Origin of the sequence: Paenibacillus lentus, assembly GCF_042714055.1 — a bacterium.
GTDB lineage: Bacteria > Bacillota > Bacilli > Paenibacillales > Paenibacillaceae > Fontibacillus > Fontibacillus lentus_A.
Window position 1 is genome coordinate 188,124 of the sequence record NZ_JBHGVC010000007.1, and the last position, 16,635, is coordinate 204,758.

The 16,635-nt window shown below is 49.1% G+C and carries 15 protein-coding genes; 7 read left to right on the forward strand and 8 right to left on the reverse strand.

Going from position 1 to position 16,635, the window contains the following annotated elements:
* Nucleotides 1–8: 8 nt before the first annotated feature.
* From ACE3MQ_RS17560 to ACE3MQ_RS17570, 3 genes are all read right to left on the reverse strand, one after another.
* On the reverse strand, nucleotides 9–734 hold the full coding sequence (locus ACE3MQ_RS17560; protein WP_379394953.1) for an HAD family hydrolase: 726 nt from the start codon (nucleotides 732–734) through the stop codon (nucleotides 9–11).
* Nucleotides 735–810: 76 nt separating this feature from the next.
* The gene (locus ACE3MQ_RS17565) at nucleotides 811–1,623 is read right to left on the reverse strand and encodes a TPM domain-containing protein (RefSeq protein WP_379394955.1); all 813 of its coding nucleotides are present in this window, start codon (nucleotides 1,621–1,623) and stop codon (nucleotides 811–813) included.
* Nucleotides 1,620–2,279, reverse strand: coding sequence for a LemA family protein (locus ACE3MQ_RS17570; protein WP_379394957.1), 660 nt, complete (start codon nucleotides 2,277–2,279; stop codon nucleotides 1,620–1,622). Before ACE3MQ_RS17570 ends, ACE3MQ_RS17565 begins: the two co-directional genes overlap by 4 nt.
* 336 nt (nucleotides 2,280–2,615) lie before the next feature.
* Between ACE3MQ_RS17570 and ACE3MQ_RS17575 the strand changes: the two genes are divergently transcribed.
* Nucleotides 2,616–2,789, forward strand: coding sequence for a hypothetical protein (locus tag ACE3MQ_RS17575; protein WP_379394959.1), 174 nt, complete (start codon nucleotides 2,616–2,618; stop codon nucleotides 2,787–2,789).
* A 102-nt stretch (nucleotides 2,790–2,891) separates the two neighbouring features.
* Here ACE3MQ_RS17575 and ACE3MQ_RS17580 read toward each other — a convergent pair whose 3' ends face one another.
* From ACE3MQ_RS17580 to ACE3MQ_RS17590, 3 genes are all read right to left on the reverse strand, one after another.
* Nucleotides 2,892–3,362 carry a threonine/serine exporter family protein gene (locus ACE3MQ_RS17580; protein ID WP_379394961.1) on the reverse strand — a complete coding sequence of 157 codons (471 nt, stop codon included), beginning with the start codon at nucleotides 3,360–3,362 and terminating at the stop codon, nucleotides 2,892–2,894.
* A 25-nt stretch (nucleotides 3,363–3,387) separates the two neighbouring features.
* Nucleotides 3,388–4,146, reverse strand: coding sequence for a threonine/serine exporter family protein (locus ACE3MQ_RS17585; RefSeq protein WP_379395118.1), 759 nt, complete (start codon nucleotides 4,144–4,146; stop codon nucleotides 3,388–3,390).
* Nucleotides 4,147–4,501: 355 nt separating this feature from the next.
* Entirely contained in the window at nucleotides 4,502–4,840 is a 339-nt protein-coding gene (locus ACE3MQ_RS17590) for a L,D-transpeptidase (protein ID WP_379394963.1), read from the reverse strand.
* A 242-nt stretch (nucleotides 4,841–5,082) separates the two neighbouring features.
* On the opposite strand from ACE3MQ_RS17590, the gene ACE3MQ_RS17595 reads away from it, so the two are divergent.
* The 4 genes from ACE3MQ_RS17595 to ACE3MQ_RS17610 all read left to right on the forward strand — a co-directional run bounded on the left by ACE3MQ_RS17595 (nucleotide 5,083) and on the right by ACE3MQ_RS17610 (nucleotide 9,850).
* Nucleotides 5,083–6,159 (forward strand): diguanylate cyclase, encoded by a 1,077-nt coding sequence (locus ACE3MQ_RS17595; RefSeq protein WP_379394965.1) that lies wholly within the window; start codon nucleotides 5,083–5,085, stop codon nucleotides 6,157–6,159.
* A 97-nt stretch (nucleotides 6,160–6,256) separates the two neighbouring features.
* A complete protein-coding gene (locus ACE3MQ_RS17600) occupies nucleotides 6,257–7,609 on the forward strand; it encodes a spore germination protein (RefSeq protein ID WP_379394967.1) in 1,353 nt (450 codons plus the stop codon).
* Entirely contained in the window at nucleotides 7,602–8,699 is a 1,098-nt protein-coding gene (locus ACE3MQ_RS17605) for a hypothetical protein (protein WP_379394969.1), read from the forward strand. Before ACE3MQ_RS17600 ends, ACE3MQ_RS17605 begins: the two co-directional genes overlap by 8 nt.
* Nucleotides 8,696–9,850, forward strand: a complete 1,155-nt coding sequence (locus ACE3MQ_RS17610) for a Ger(x)C family spore germination protein (protein WP_379394971.1) — start codon at nucleotides 8,696–8,698, stop codon at nucleotides 9,848–9,850. The genes ACE3MQ_RS17605 and ACE3MQ_RS17610 overlap by 4 nt, the downstream gene beginning before the upstream one ends.
* Nucleotides 9,851–9,925: 75 nt before the next feature.
* Here ACE3MQ_RS17610 and ACE3MQ_RS17615 read toward each other — a convergent pair whose 3' ends face one another.
* Nucleotides 9,926–10,258, reverse strand: coding sequence for a hypothetical protein (locus tag ACE3MQ_RS17615; protein WP_379394973.1), 333 nt, complete (start codon nucleotides 10,256–10,258; stop codon nucleotides 9,926–9,928).
* Between the two features lie 271 nt (nucleotides 10,259–10,529).
* On the opposite strand from ACE3MQ_RS17615, the gene ACE3MQ_RS17620 reads away from it, so the two are divergent.
* A complete protein-coding gene (locus ACE3MQ_RS17620) occupies nucleotides 10,530–15,170 on the forward strand; it encodes a carbohydrate binding domain-containing protein (protein WP_379394975.1) in 4,641 nt (1,546 codons plus the stop codon).
* A 78-nt stretch (nucleotides 15,171–15,248) separates the two neighbouring features.
* On the opposite strand, the gene ACE3MQ_RS17625 is transcribed toward ACE3MQ_RS17620, so the two are convergent.
* Entirely contained in the window at nucleotides 15,249–15,425 is a 177-nt protein-coding gene (locus tag ACE3MQ_RS17625) for a hypothetical protein (protein ID WP_379394977.1), read from the reverse strand.
* A gap of 198 nt (nucleotides 15,426–15,623) precedes the next feature.
* On the opposite strand from ACE3MQ_RS17625, the gene ACE3MQ_RS17630 reads away from it, so the two are divergent.
* Entirely contained in the window at nucleotides 15,624–16,628 is a 1,005-nt protein-coding gene (locus ACE3MQ_RS17630) for a LacI family DNA-binding transcriptional regulator (protein ID WP_379394979.1), read from the forward strand.
* The last annotated feature ends 7 nt before the right edge of the window (nucleotides 16,629–16,635 follow it).

Here is a 16,635-nt window from a genome sequence, read left to right on the forward strand (position 1 = left end):
TAATAACATTACATTCTTTGCAGGAGCACCTTCGCAATTTCTGGATATGCGTTCACTAGGTGATGCGGCTGGTGATCCGATTCCGGCTCGACGCTGCGGTGATTGAACCACAGCACCTTCCAGCCCGCATCAAGTGCGCCGACGACATCGTTGCGCCAAGAGTCGCCGATATAGCAGCAGTTCTCGGGAGCCAGTCCGAGCTGGTCGGTCACGTGCCGAAACAGGCGTTCATCCGGCTTGGTAAACCCGACGGCTCCTGAGATATAAATTAATTCTTCCGGAATGAGCCTGGTTAGAGACAGGGCCTGAATTTTGTTCAGTTGGTGGTCGGGCGGCCCGTTCGTAATTACGCCGATTACGAAGCTTCTGGCTTTAAGCTCCGTGATCAGCTCCTTCACGCCGTCGAACAACTCAATGGCATATTGCAAGCTGAGATACTCATCCTGTATGGCCTGTGCTTGCTCCGGCGTAAGCTGCAGGTTAAATTCGGCCAATGCCAGCTGGAAGCGGCGTCTCCGCATTTGATGGAGTTCTTCGCCGTGAGTCGGCGTGCCCCCAAGTTCGGCGGACAGAGCGTCGCTGTAGTAACGCATCCGGTGATAGGCCTGTTCATAGGGAAATTCTTCTTTCGTCGCCAGTATATTTGTCAGTGCGGCGCGAAAAGGAATGAGATGATCGTACAGCGTGTCGTCGAGATCGAAGAACACGGCTCGTTGCTGCGATGAAGATGTCATGAACACAGTTCTCTCCCTTGTGGTTGATAGTTCGTATTACTCCCTATTATACCGCCTACCGGATGAGAACTGGGGACTAAAATCTGCGGCTCGCTCCGCCGCCGCCGGATGAACCTCCACCCCCGCCGCGAAAGCCGCCTCCACCCCCACCGCCGCGGAAGCCGCCTCCGCCCCGGCCGAGAATGGACAGGAGGAGCAGGGTGAACGTTCCACGAAAAAATACGATGTCGATGATGAGGAAAGCCCCGATGATGATGACCCAGAGTAAGGACATGCCGCCGCCTTCTCCCGAAGCGGCGGAGCTCGGCAGGGTTACTTCCTGAGGGCTCAACTCTCCCTCTACGCCATATTCCTTCGCAACCTCGTTGTACAGGACTTTGTATGTTTCGACAATGCCTTGTCCAGGCTCCTGATTAACGATGTAAGGTATGGTGACCTGGTCGAGAATCCGTCCTGTCTTGCCGTCGGGCAGCGCACCTTCCAAGCCGTAGCCGACCTCGATGCGAACCTGGCGGTTCCCGGGCTGGTTGTCGCCTAAGGAGACTAACAGCAGTACGCCGTTATTCAGCTTGGCATCGCCCAGCCGGTAAGTCCGCAGAGCTTGAAGCGCATATTCCTCGATGGGCTCATCCCCCAAGGAGGGCACGGTTAACACGGCAATCTGGGCTTTCGTGCGATCTTCAAGCGCTCGGCCGAGTGAAAGGATATATTGCGACTGCTCCGCAGACAGAATATGCTCGAAATCCTGAACATAGATATCCCCTTGGGGATCGGGGATCTTCGGTGCAGCCGCGGCGCCCGGCCCAAAGCTCGTGAATACAAGCAGGCTCAGAGCGAGGAGCCGGAGCAATCCCCGAATCGATTGTTTTCGGCTGATTGTAGGGCTCATGCCCATTCACCTTCCGGCGTTAGACGAGTAGGCTGAAGACGGGAACTTGGCCGCATCGGAATCCACGAAGTATCATCGGTTCCGAAATCAACCTCCGGATTCGTCCTTGACTCCGCTGTAGTCTCAAAGTATTGCTTTTCATTGAAACCCATCATCCGCGCGATAAACACCCCGGGGAAACGCCGAATCAGCTTGTTGTACTCTGCGACCGCATTGTTGTAGTCGCTGCGGGCGACTGCGATGCGGTTCTCCGTTCCGGCCAGCTCATCCATGAGCTGTGTGAACTGGGCATCTGCCTTCAGCGTAGGGTAGTTTTCCACGATCACCAGCAAACGGCTGAGCGCGCCCTGGAGCTGCTGGTCAGCCGCAGCGAGCTCATCGGGTGTACGTGCTCCGCCCAGCGCTGCCCGTGCATCGGAAACTTCTTTAATCACTTCTTTTTCATGCTTGGCATATCCCTTGACCGTGTTGACCAGATTTGGAATGAGATCGTATCTCCGCTGCAATTGTACGTCAATTTTGCTCCACTCCTGGTTTACCGTTTCCTCGGAGGTCATGAACTTATTGTAATTTCCTGCGAATAATGCAATGCCGATAATGATTACCGCGGCAACGATTACGATCGGAACCAGGCAGCCTTTCCCTTTTAAATTCATCTGTTGTTCCTCCTGTTCATGTAAATAGCATGTGTGACTTTTCGTTGTTATTTATCTTTATACCCTTTGCTTTATTTCTAAAAACTAAACAAAATTTTGCACTTGATCCAAGCTGGTTAGCTCTCATTTAATACGCTGTTTACATGAAATGGGAGGAATATGGACGATATGTGAGCATTTGTGCGGATATTTACGAGTACTAGGTGCAGAGAGCGTGAGTATTAAGGTGACACCGTCTCAGCTATGAGGATGCAGTCATGCTGCGTTTTCACTAAGAGCCGCAACACTTTATAATTAGAGATGTTTTTCAAATAATACTGAGGAGTTGACTTGAACTTGGCTTATGATGAAGTGTTGGAGCGCCGTAATGAGCTATTGAGAAGACAGGTAGGTGAGATGCTCGTCAAGGAGAACCAATATGGATTGAAAGATCAAGAGAGTCATTTCCTCCGACGGATGATTAAAGAGCTGCATCAGACGGAATTTGAGTTAAGCGGCAAATCATTGTAGATATCGACCACAACATGATCATGGGGAAGTTATGACGACAATAGAGGATATGCACTCGCTGCATATCCTCTATTGTTTTGGAATTTTGTGATGGTATTCGAGTCACTTTCTGGAATTTGCGGGGCGGCGCAGCGTTAGCTTGATAATCATCTGGTTAATTACTTCGGACAATACGAGTCCGATGGCTATGGAGCCTGAGATTAAGAATGCCTTAGCCGCCAGCTGGACGGCGAGGTTATATTCGCTCTCTACAAATTGCCGCATGGCATCATAGGCAAGTCCCCCCGGAACGAGGGGAATGATTCCCGAGACGCTGAACAGAATGACTGGTTTTTTGTATAATCTGGCGAGCAATTGGCTGGCGACCCCCACGATAAATGTAGCCATAACCGTGGCGAAGACAGCGTCAAGCTGCGGGGCGAGCAGGACATAGGCGACCCAGCCGAGCATTCCGGCCAGCCCGCATTGCAGTAGCATCCTTCTGGGGGCATTAAACAGAATGCCGAAGGCAGCAGAAGCAATGAAGCTGGTGATAAGATGCAGGGTAAGCGATATAAGGGACGGTGATATCATCTTGTGGATTCAACCTTCTTTCCAGCTAGAAAAATGTGACGACTACGGCAATGCCCGCGCCGATGGCAAAGGCGGTCAGGAAAGCTTCCGCTCCCCGCGATAAGCCTGAGACCAAATGTCCTGCCATCAAATCCCTTACGGCGTTCGTAATCAGTAATCCGGGAACGAGCGGCATGACGGAACCGATAATAATCTTATCCAGCTCTTGTCCGATTCCTAGTGCAACGAATATTACAGCCAAGAGTCCGATCACGAACGAGGCGGAGAACTCCGCAAAAAATTTAACCTTAATCAATCGGTGCAGCGCGAGAAACATGGCGAATCCCGCCCCGCCGCATAAAATGCCGGGCAGGATGTCAGACATGCCTCCCTTAAACATATAAGTAAAGCAGCCGCTGGCAATCGCGGCAATGACAATTTGCAGCAGTAACGGGTATTCGTGTCCGGCTCGATCAATGTCCAGCAGCCGGGCATGTGCATTGGAAGGCGTAATATCCCTGTTTCCCAGCTTACGTGATACATCGTTCACAGCGGCTACCTTCTGTAAGTCGGTCGTCCGTTCGACGATGCGAATCAGCTTGGCCGACTGTGCTCCGCTGGATTGGAACATGATTCCGGTAGGGGTAACATAACTATGGGAGCTTTCAAGACCCATGGCTACAGCCATGCGGGTCATTGTATCCTCGACGCGATAGGTTTCGGCTCCGCTTTGCAGCATGATTTTTCCCGCCAGGAGACAAAGCTCGGCAGGTTCGATAAAATTCTGCTCGGCCGGATATTCGATTGCATGATCGACTGCATTTACGGCGGCAGGCTCCGTTGTATGTTCGATCCGATGATCGATCGCATTTCCGGTTGCATGATCTCGGTCTTCTGTTATTTCCTGGCCGATAATTTCGTGATGTGCATCGCTCGCGGAGCCCGTTCGCCTCCTATCCTCAGGCAAGGAATTCCTGCCTGCTGTCCTCTGTTCTGCACTCCCATCATCGTTTGTCATCAACAGTTCACCCCTGGCTTATACTGCGTTCATTATATCATGATTACCAATATAAGGCGGTGATTCGTCTTACTGCTTCCGAAGAAAAGAACCCAGAAATGACTTAGACGCCCATGGTTATACATCCTGCCATGCACAGCTATTATGCGCGAATCGTTACTCGGGTTCCTACGGGCACAAGCGACGAAAGGGTCAAAACGTCCGCGTTATACATACGTATGCAGCCATGGGACACTTCGTGGCCGATTGACGAAGGATCGTTCGTGCCGTGGATGCCATAGTGGGGTTTGGACAACCCCATCCAGAACGCTCCGAACGGGCCGCCCGGGTTCGCCTGCTTGTTGATGATGGCATATTCCCCGGTTGGGGTCTGAGTGACCATCTTACCAATACCAACGGGGAAAGCTCTCACGACGGTATCTCCATCCAGCAAATACAATTGCCGATCCGACAAATCTACGATAATTCGGTAATTGGGCATAGGGAACTCCTCCTGACTCAGTGATATGTTCAAAAGCAACAGCTCTTAACATAGGATATATATATTCCTGCGGAGGCCCAAACGTCCGACAATCCGTTAATATTCTATGCATACTACGCTTGTCCGGAAAATTTCAATTTTTAACGAACTTTAATAATTCATCCCTTGTTTATATGTTATGCTTACATCTGCGGTATCTCATCCTTTCGACCGATAATTACGTATGCAGCGAGGGACTTTCGATGTTTGAGAGCTTGGTCAATAATTTCACGACTCTAACTACTTTTTTGTTCTTTGGAAATATGTTTCGAACCAAACATTTGCTGAATAGCGGCTTGAAGGATAGAAGCAGGCGCATTGTACTGGGATTTGCTTTAGGCTTTTTTGGCGTTGTGCATATGTATTTCACTTTTCCAATTACGCACCATGTATTTGCGGATTTCCGCCAGCTTCCGATATTAATATCGGTATATCTCGGCGGGTTTACCTCGGGGTGGATCGCGACGCTGATCATCTCGATTTACCGTGTATTTTTTCTGCATGGAGTTAGTCCTATTTCCATCTTCGGAGGAGGTTTAAATGCGATATTTACACTGGTCATAGCCCTCCTCTTTATTCGTCCCCGCAAGCTCTCTTTCAAAAGGTGGCTCACCGCGCTAGCCTTATCTATTTTGACCTCTAACGTCGGCTTTTACCTTACGCTGGAGGGGAATGCACGTAGTGAAGCGATCCCCATGTTCAGTATCGTATTCGCCCTTGGCGGGATTTTTACTTATTCGATGCTGCAATATTTGCAGAAGTCGGGGGACTCCCTTCGCACGTTGAGGGAGGCAGCCCGCCGCGATTTTCTAACGGGATTGTATAATGCCAGGGCGTTTGAAGTGCTGCTGCAGCAAAAAATAGAGTCCTTCCACCGTTACCATGTTCCATTTACCCTGCTTATGGTCGATATCGACCACTTTAAAAAAGTGAACGATACTTACGGGCACGCAGCAGGCGATGCGGTATTATCCCAGCTTGCCAGCATTTTACGGGACACATTTCGCCCCGGAGATGAGATAGCCCGTAAAGGCGGCGAGGAATTTGTCATTATCCTAGATCATTGTGATAGAGATAAAATCGTTAATATCGCGGAGCGTTTGCGGAGCAATGTGGAGAATCAAACGTTTGTGCTGCCTCAAGGAATAGAAATTCATATTACCATTTCCGCAGGCAGTGCGACATACCCTGATATCGATGAAGAGCAGCTGCTCGATAAGGCGGATCAGGCATTATATAAGGCGAAGGAATCGGGAAGGAACCAGGTCTGGCGGGCTTAATGCGCTAGGCTTTTTTTATTGGATCCAGGTCAATGCATGATTTAACCGTTCCATTGGCAAAATAACCGGACTGAGTACAGGTGAAAGGATATTTAATATGCCAACGAAACGTGCCGAACAACGGGTAGACGAATGGTTGTCCGAGCAATTGTCCGGTCTAATGGACTTAGAGGAACGATCCTTGGGGGAATCCCAGGACATAAAAATTATATTTTTGAAAAGCTTAAGCAACGCGGATACGGTAAATCGTTTCATCGTCTTACCCAGCTATGAAATGGATTTGCTAGCGTATAAAAAATACATATCTGAATTTCCAGGCTGCGAAGCATCCGAGGATAAGAAGCTAGTATTGGAATTTGTTTTGAAGGGCTACGTTTATATTCAGATTGAAGGCAGCGGCTATTTGTTTGATGCGATGAAGATTAATTATAGCGGCATTTCTTCAAGTGTAACGGAGGCGATCGTTCAGGGCCCGAATGATGCTTTAACAGAAAATATCGAATGCAATATCAATTTGATTCGCCGTCGTTATCAGTCCAAGGAATTAAAGATCGAAGCGTTAACGATCGGTAATGTATCCAAAAATATGGTAGCTGTCATGTACGATGATTCCCGGGTAGACCGGGAGGTGCTGAATGAAATGATGAAGCGTCTGTCGCAAATATCAGTAGATCTTCTACAGTCTGCAGGGGAGCTGGAGAAATTCCTCAGCGAGCATAAGTACCGCTTATTTCCAACTACGATTGTAACGGAAAGGCCTGACCGGGTCATATTTAATCTGGCAGAAGGCAAGGTAGCTGTCCTAATGAATACGGTAGGCTACGCTATTATAGCTCCAAGCGTATTCAATGATTTCTTCACGGCAATGGATGATAAAATCCAGCTTCCGCTGGTCGGATGGTTCATGAAAATGATCCGTTATATTGGGCTGTTTATAACCGTCACACTTCCGGCCTTCTATGTGGCCTTTACCTCCTATAACCCGGAAATTTTAAAGGTGCAGATTACGCTTCTTATAGCGGGCAGCCGTGCCGCCGTACCTTATCCGTCTTTCGTAGAGGTTGTATTGATGCTGCTGATGATGGAATTCCTAATTGAGGCCAGTTTGCGTCTTCCGAAAGCAATCGGGCCGACTGCGACGACGGTTGGCGGCCTCATTCTAGGCCAAGCCGCAACAGAGGCTGGGCTGGTAAGTAACATTATGATCATTATCGTATCCGCTGTTGCTATTTCCAATTTTGTTATTCCACTGAATATGATGGCTTTTACTGTACGAGTGCTTAAATATTTTCTTATTTTTTTTGCGGCTACGTTCGGCTTAATCGGCATCGTAGTGAGTACGGTGGGGATCGTCATGTATTTATCCGGCATGCGAAGCTTCGGTAAGCCGTATTTGAAGATCTTTGCTATAGATGGCAAACGTGGCAAGGGAGATAAGCAGAATGGTTAAGGAAAAATATTTCTACTATTTGTTTTTGATCAATGCGTTAATCAACATTATTAACTTTGTTCCTAGAGTCTTGATCGACAATCGCTTCGAGGGAGCGCTAATGTCCATATTCCTTTCGGTCGTAATTGGGACAACGCTGTTGGTCAGTTTTACGAAGCTAATTGGCCATTTTCCCGGGGAGGGGCTGCCTGAAATTGTCCTTACCAGTCTCCCCAGGATGATTGGCATTCCTTTGCTCACTATTTTGGCGTTCCTATGGTATGAATCAGGCGCTATAACTTTAGTTTCTTTTGTGGACATTACGATTCGCTACATCAGTCCTGATGTTTCTCCCCTATTTGCAATCCTCGTATTTTTACTGTTGGTTACCCTGTCCAGTCGACTTAAAACGGATTCTATCCTGTATGCCCTTGAAATAACGATCATTATTAACGTTCCATTAGTAGTTTATATGCTGTTCAAGGCTTTGCTGAATCCTTATTTTAGTTGGGATGCCGTTATGCAAGTGATTACTCATCTTTGGAGCATGCCTAATTACAACACTATTGCAGGGGCGACGTTTATTTTTACGGGCTATGTCAACCTGGCTATTTTTAATCGTGCTTTTAAAAGCATGAAGCCTAGGCATTTATGGATGATTCCTGTATCCGGATTGTTGATTCTGCTCATCACCTTGCTTGTTCCCATAGGTTATCACGGAACGATCGGCGTGGAGGATCAGGTATATCCCTGGTTCTCGACAGCAGATTCTATTCGCAGTGAATTTTTCGTTGTTGAACGCGTGCTGTTTATGTTCTACTTCACCTATTTATCCCTATCGCTGGTTACCGCGGTCATTCATTGGCATATCGCGTTAGAAATAATAAAGGCATTTTCCTTCAAAAAGAAGAAGAATTTGAAAACCGCATACAATAAGGATTGGTGGATTCTTGTTCCGATGACCTTAGCTACGATCGGGATGGGTTTCTATTTTGATCAGGTGAAATTAACTCTATTTGGGCAGTTGTTTCTTAATGTTCGTTTGATTGGAGAGGTACTGCTTGTTTCAACGATATTTGTCGCGTACCGGAGGAGGAAGAAGAGGGCATGAGTAGATGGCTGTATATGTTGCTCGTTATGATGCTGTGTACCATGAGTATGCTTCTTGCAGGCTGCCAGTTGAAAGATGTGGATAAGCGTTCCTTCGTACTGGCTTTCGGGATTGATTCCGCTGCCGGAAATGAGGAGAGCGAAAACAGCGGGCAAGGCGGGGATAAAGAAAACTTAATCGAGGTAACCCTCAAGCTTGCTATTCCTGAAGGAGACCCGACAAAAAGAAATCAGGAAGCGGTTATCATCTCGCAAATTTCTGACAGCATTCCGGAGGCGATCCGTTTGTTGAAATCAAAGGTAGATAAAGAATTGGATTTTAGTCATTGCAAGACATTATTATTCGGAGAAGACTATGCCAAGAATAATATAACCCAGATGACCGACTGGATGGTCAGGCGTAGAGATATCCAGTTAGTAGCCTATAACGGAATAGCTAGGCCCAATGCGAAGGAAGTGCTGAACCTGCGCCCAAAAAGCGAACGAGTTCCCGCAAACGCCCTTATTTTAAGCTTAGGGAAGGAAGGAACGGAGTCTCCTTTTATCGTAAGTATATACTCATATAACTTTAGACGGCATCTGTCGGAGCGTGGATTAGATCCTATTTTGCCTCTGGTTGAAGTAAATGGGAAGGATAAGGATACGCTTCTCATTAATAAATCAGTACTGCTGGACAAACAGAAAGTACGTGCAGAGTTGACGCCTGACGAGTCACGGTTATACAACCTGCTTACGACTCGAAATTTACGCACCAGCTTTAATGTCGAAATGGAAGGCAGTATCTACAGCTATAATATGGAGACGACCCATTCTAAATTCAAGTTAATCATATCCAAAGAAGGCAAGACGGTTGTGCAGTATGATGTAGGAGGCAGAGCTATACTGGAGGATAGTACTCAAGGCCTGGAAACCAAGGATCAAATTCTTGAAGCGGTTTCCAAAGCAGCCAGCAAGCAATGGGAGAAGGATATCAAGCAGTTTCTCATAAAAATCCATGGAACCGGGTTGGATCCGCTGGGATGGGGATTAAGATATACGGCAATGAATTGGAATAATGCCACGGAAATAGAGGATTGGAAGAGGATATATCCTCAGCTCGAATTCAACGTTAAAGCCAAGATTAAGATCGATTATTCGGGCATGATCCGTTAAAATAAGCAGCCATAGCAAAACCTCTCCGTCGGGGTCTCTGGCGGAGAGGTTTTTTAGCTTAAAGCTCACTTGAAATTAGGAACGCGGAGAATCATCATCTTCCCCGCTGTAGCCATTCAGCACGTCAATACCGGGCATCCCGTTCGGATCGGGAGCTACCGGGTCAACCGGACTGTTTTCGGCTATATCATCGGCATCAGGCACATCAGGAAATTCATTATTTTCCCTCTCAACATCTTTACTATCGCGGGAATCATCCTCGCTAAGAGCCTGGGTAATACGAGTATCATGCGGAAGCAGGTCGTCGCTCGGAACATCATTCTCGGGACGATATTCTCTTAATACCTGATATCTCTCATACTCGTGATCAGCGGCTTCAGTCTTCGGATACTTAGAATTTTCGGTCAAGGGAATCCCTCCTTATTGAAGTTTACAGGCTTGAAGTTAAAGTCTTACTTGGAGTTTACCCCATATCGCCGTATTCAAACGTGAAGCGGGTATCGCAATACGAACTAACCTGCGAAAAAATAAAGATAAACGGTTCATTCATGAAAAAAATGAATTGACCTTGAACATGAACTGCCCTATGATATGTTTTGAAAGCGCTTCATAAAATATTCCGAAAGTCGAGGGGAGAATTTTGAGGCAAAGGACAGTTTCATTGTGGTTGGCGGTATGGATGACAGTTTCTACTGCTTTTTCAGGCTCGGCAGCTTTTGCAACCAAGAAATCGAAACCGGTTTCGAAAATTTCGGTTTATGATCATTGGTCGGCCGAGGCATTGCAAAATTGGAGTGCAGCCGGAGTTATACAAGGGTACATGGATGGTTCGCTGCGCCCTGATCAGCCCGTGACGAGGGCCGAATATGCGGCAATCGTTAATCGGATTTTTGGAATCAAGGGGGATCCGAATCGGTTGGCAGAAATCCCGGAGAATGCATGGTATGCCCAACATCTATCTGCGGCGATTCAGTCGGGGTACTTGCCGGGGGCAGATCAGCTTCAGCCATATGCGGGTGGCAGGCTGACGCGGGCAGAGGCTGCCCACAGCCTAGCTGTGCTGTTTGGTTTTACGAGGGAAGCAGCCGTGCAGAAAACACCGGAAACTCAGGAGGCGCAGGAACAGGTTAAGTATAAGGATATTGAAGCATTGGATTTACAGACACGTCAGGCTATTCAAGCATTGTCGGCAGCATCATATATTTACGGTTATGAGGATGGCACGTTCCAGCCTGAGCGGCCCGTTACCCGCGGAGAGCTTATGTCTATTCTGGATAGGCTGGTTAGCACCTTTATTTATCAAAAAGGTGAGGCAACGCTCGGTCAGTTGCAGGGAAATGTGGTCATTAATCAGCCGGGTGCGAGGATCAAAGACGGAAAGGTATCGGGCAATATTTATTTCGCTGAGGGAATTGGGGAAGGTGACTCCCGGATGGATCAAGTCGATGTTCAGAACACGGTCTATGTTCAAGGTGGCGGGGAGAACAGCATCGTCATACATGACTCGAACGTTCAGCAATTGGATATTGATCGAAGAGACGGGAAGGTACGGGTGCTGATCAGCGGTGCAACACATGTTGAGGGTGTTCGCATTAATCGCCATGCGAGGCTGGAACAAGCCGGCAACGACGGGACAACTATCGGCCTGGTTGAGCTGGCCCCGGGGGCAGGGCAGGTAGAGCTGTTGGGAAGTTATCCGCAGGTGGAGGTGGTTCCAGGCACAGGTTCCAAAAACGGGCTTGGCGCTGATACGGCTGCAGTTCCAACGCTGTCCTTAACCGGAAATGTGCAGACGCTGCGCTTGAAGCGTGCAGCACATATTATCCTGAACAAGGGGGCTGTGATCGATAAGCTTATTGTGGATCAAGGAATTGGGGCATCTTCGGTTACCGGCGTTGGAAGCATTGGGGAGCTGGACAATGAAGCCAACGGGTTTACGGTGAACGGGAAGGCCTTATCCCGCGGCAAGCATGCTCAAGTGAAGCTTGGAGAAGCTTCTTCAACGGTGACAGCGCCGGTCGGTCCATCGTCAGGAACGAGCAGCGGCGGCTCCGGGAGCTCGGGCGGCTCCGGCGGCGGCAATGGAGGCGGGGAGATTCCGGTGCCGCTATGGACCTTGGTTTGGAACGATGAATTCGCAGGCACATCGATCGACCGCAGCAAATGGACGTTTGATCTGACGAACGGGGAATCGGTCGGAAACCCGGGATGGGGCAACCGGGAGCTGCAATATTACACAGACCGTCCTGAAAATGTGAGGGTGGAAGACGGTAAGCTGGTCATTACCGCCATTAAGGAACCTAACAAATACCAGGGCTACGATTACACTTCAACCCGAATCAAGACCAAGGGATTATTCAGCAAGAAGTACGGAAAGTTTGAAATTCGTGCTAAGCTGCCTGGCGGGAAAGGCTTATGGCCGGCAATCTGGATGCTCCCGGAGCATGACGTGTACGGAACCTGGGCTGCCTCAGGTGAAATCGACATTATGGAAGGCTGGGGCAGCGATACGGGCAGAGTGGGCGGAACGCTTCACTATGGCGGTCAGTGGCCGGATAATACGTATTCCGGGAAGGAGTATTATTTTAACGACGGTTCGACCACAGAAGACTATCATGTCTACGGCCTCGAATGGGAGCCGGGAGAACTGCGTTGGTATGTTGACGGAGAGTTGTACTCGACGCAAAATGACTGGTTCAGCAAGAGCAAGGGACAGCCGATCAACAATGCTTATCCTGCGCCATTCGACGAGCAGTTCCATCTCATCATGAACCTGGCGGTAGGCGGTAATTTTGACGGTAATCCAGAAGCGGATACGGTATTCCCTGCCGACATGCATATCGATTATGTGCGCGTTTATGAATTGACGGGCCGAGAGTATCGTCAACCGGTGCCTCCAGCTTTTCCGCAGGAGGATTATCCGGCAGGGTCGATTGCCCCGCTGGAAGACGGCAACCTGATGCGCAACGGAGATTTCATGAAGCACAATGAACAGCCGGGTATTCCGCAAATTGCCAGCGTGCCTTATACCGATTACTGGAATTTATTTACCGGAGAAGGCGGGGACGGCGAGCTCGCCCTTGAGCAAATCGGTTCCGGGAAATATGCCAAGGTCTCCATTCGCAGCGGCGGGAATCAGCCTTATTCCGTACAGCCGCTTGGCATCGTTTCTTTAGCGAAGGGACGCTACTATAAACTTAGCTTTGATGCCAAATCGGATGCGGCAAGAAGTATGAACGTGAAGCTGACTGGCGGGGCTGATCGCGGATTCACGGCCTATTCTCAGGCGCTGCAAGCCGATTTGGATCAAGAGATGAAGCGGTATGAAATGACGTTCCAAATGAAGCAGGATTCTGATGCGGCAGCACGGATCGAGTTCAACCTGGGACTGAGTACGCATCCCGTATGGTTCGGCAATGTCCGTTTGGAGGAAGTGAGCGGGCTGGAATTTGATCATGATGCAGCTAAAATTCCGCTTGGCGACGGCAATCACATTTACAACGGCACCTTCGATCAAGGCGAAGCGAATCGGCTCACTTACTGGCATGTACTCAAGAGCGACGGAGCCTCAGCCGTGGCGAGCGTTGATCCGGCAGAGCGCAAGTTCAATTTGGCTGTAGCGCAGGGCGGCAGCGGACTCCATAGTATTCAACTCGTCCAGCGTGGACTGCAATTGATTCAAGGGCTGGAATACGAGCTGTCCTTCGACGGGAAGGCAGCGGCTAATCGCCCGATCGAAGTGGAGCTGATGAGCAAGGACGGCATTTCCTACGGCAGGCAGCAGCTTACGTTGGATCCAGAGACACGCCGATTGACGGCTGGCTTCAAGATGGAGGGGGCTTCCGATGAAGCGGCGCAAATCGTATTCCATCTGGGAGGCGCTGCGGGAACGGTTCAGCTGGATAATATTCGCCTGGTTCGGACGAGTGAATATTTTGAGCCGGGAACCGTGTTCTATCCGCTGGTTAATGGCGATTTCAGCCAGGGATTAAGCCCGTGGCAGCTTGTAAACCCGGAAGGCGGGGGAGCTTCCCAAGCAGCTGTAGAGAACGGCCAAGCGAAGCTGCAAATTACCAATAGCGGAAGCATGCCGCATTCGGTGCTGTTTTTTCAAGACGGATTGTCTGTCTCCAAAGGACTGGCTTATGCGCTTGAATTTGATGCCAGCTCCACGGTGGAGCGAAAAATGAAGGTCACGGTGGAGAATTCCAGCTATACGGCTCATTTTGCGCAGACGATAGATCTGTCTCCCGAGACGAACCGTTATACTTATGAATTCCGTATTCCCGAGAATGAAATTGCAGCGCTTAAGTTTTTGCTAGGGGATGTGGGGGATGGAGTAATCGGAACGCCGCATGATGTTATCTTGGACAATGTGGTGCTAAAGGTGAAGAACGCCCCGGTATTGCCGGCTCCGGGATTGTTTGCGGACACGACGAACCGCCAGGTGGGGCAGGCGATTGAGATCAGCTTCCAGGATGACAGCGAATGGAGAAGCGCGGTAACGGCCATGAAAATAAACGGAGCTCCGGTAAGCGACTACAGGCTCGAACCCGGAAAGCTCCTTCTTCCGGCACATTTGTTTCCTGCTGGGGGAAATTATGAAATTGTTGTGCAGGCCGAAGGATATGCAGATGCAATAGTCAAGCAAACGATGCTGGAAAGTGACGGAAACCTGATCACGAACGGCTCGTTTCAGGAAGGTACGGCGGGATGGAATACCTGGTTCGGAGACGGAGGCGTGTTCGAATTCTCGGCTGAAGGTGGAGAAGCGGTGCTGGCCATTTCGGGACTCGGGCCAAATAACTGGAGCAATCAATGGTTCCAGAACGATATTCCGGTAATGGCCGGCAAAACCTATGAGCTGAGCTTCGCGGCTCGCTCCACGGTGAATCGGGATATCATCGTAGAGTTCACGGGCACCTCTGCAGGTCAGGCCAAGTTCAACGTAACGGGGGACAGCCAAGTATTTACGCACCACTTTACGGTGGACTCGGATCATCCACTGAAGCTCAATTATTTGATTGGCAAAGGGACAACCGACTTCACCGCACCGCATACCTTGTATATCGATGATATCGTCATCAGGGAAATAGAGGACGGAGAGGCTGCTCTGGAAACGGCTCCAGAGCCGGAAGAACATAGTTTGCTCAACAGGGATTTCTCAGCCGGAACAGACTCTTGGGATTTGTATTCGAGCGACGAATCGGACGCAGCCATATCTGCGGATCAGGGCGAGCTTGGGGTGGAATTCGTACCGGGTGAATCCTTCACTCCGCATGAGATTGTCATCGACGATGTTATTTTGACCGAGAAGTAGAAGTGCAGGCAGAAGAAACCGGGACGCTGAATAGTGTCCCGGTTAGTTTTTTCGCTTATGCGTATATATTCGGATCAATCAGAACTTAGGGAAAACGTATTTAACAAGGAAGTACAAAAAGCCGAAGAATATAATAATATACGCGGCATATTTAATGAAAGTCGAAGCAACCATACTTGGCTCGGATTTTTGCTGAATATCTCTTCTTTCTACGTCAACATTGCTCACTTCATTACGGTCACGAGGCTCATACATGAACATTACCTCCTTATTCTCTCAAAGTCGGAAAAAAGGGATCTAATGCTGCTTGTGTAATTTTTAAACGTCATGGCTTAGGTTGAAACAATTGAATTATCACATTTATAGTTGACTTGATGCGGTAGTGGCGACTACAATTTGCTTGACCCCGTATGAGACCTGCTCGGATGAATGTATCAGGAGATGAGGAACGATTTGACTACGATTTATGATATTGCCAAGTTAACGGGCTTTTCACCGACTACGGTGTCCAAGGTTTTTAATGGTTATTCAGATGTTAGCCAGAAGACGCGCCGCAAAATATTAGAGGCGGCACAGCAGCTGGGGTATGTCCCGAATGCCCATGCCCGGTCTCTGACGACCAAGCGTTCCTGGACGATCGGCGTATTATTCAATGAATCGTCGGGAGCCGGAATACTGCATCCTTATTTTGGCGGCGTTATTGAAGGATTCAAGAAGGTAGCTACCTCCAAGGGCTATGACCTGTTGTTCATTACGAAGGATATCGGAGGCAAGCCGAGCGGGTATTTGGAGCATTGTAAAATACGCGGCGTTGACGGAATTGTCGTGATTGTGCCGGATTATACGGACCCTTATTTCCACGAGCTGGTAGAAGCGAATATTCCCTGTGTTATATTGGACTCGGATTCGGAGCATGCAAGCACGATCTATTCCGATAACATTCTGGGCAGCGAGCTTGCCGTCGACTTTTTATATTCGCTCGGACATCGTTCCATCGCCCATATCGGCGGCGGACATTCCTTTGCCGGCGAGCAGCGGCTGCAAGGATTTACGGAAGCGATGCAGCGTCGGGGATTATCGGCCCGGCCCGAATTCATCGTCCAAGGGAGCTATGATTTTGCCGTGGAGAGCGGACGGAGGGCGATGGAGCAGCTGCTGCAATTGGCAGATAGACCTACAGCCGTATTTGCGGCAGGGGACAATCTGGCTGTCGGCGCGATGATTGCGATGAAAGAGCATGGCGTATCCGTTCCCGAAGACATCTCTGTTATAGGATTTGACGATATTGAAATGGCAAAATATTTAACGCCCGCCCTGACGACAATCCGCCAGAACACTTACGGACTTGGCAGCAGGGCCGCGAACATGTTAATCTATTCGATAGAAGGACATAAAGAATTACAGCGCGATATGCTTCCAGTCGAACTGGTCATCCGCGAATCATGCCGCCCATTGTAGCAGCCTG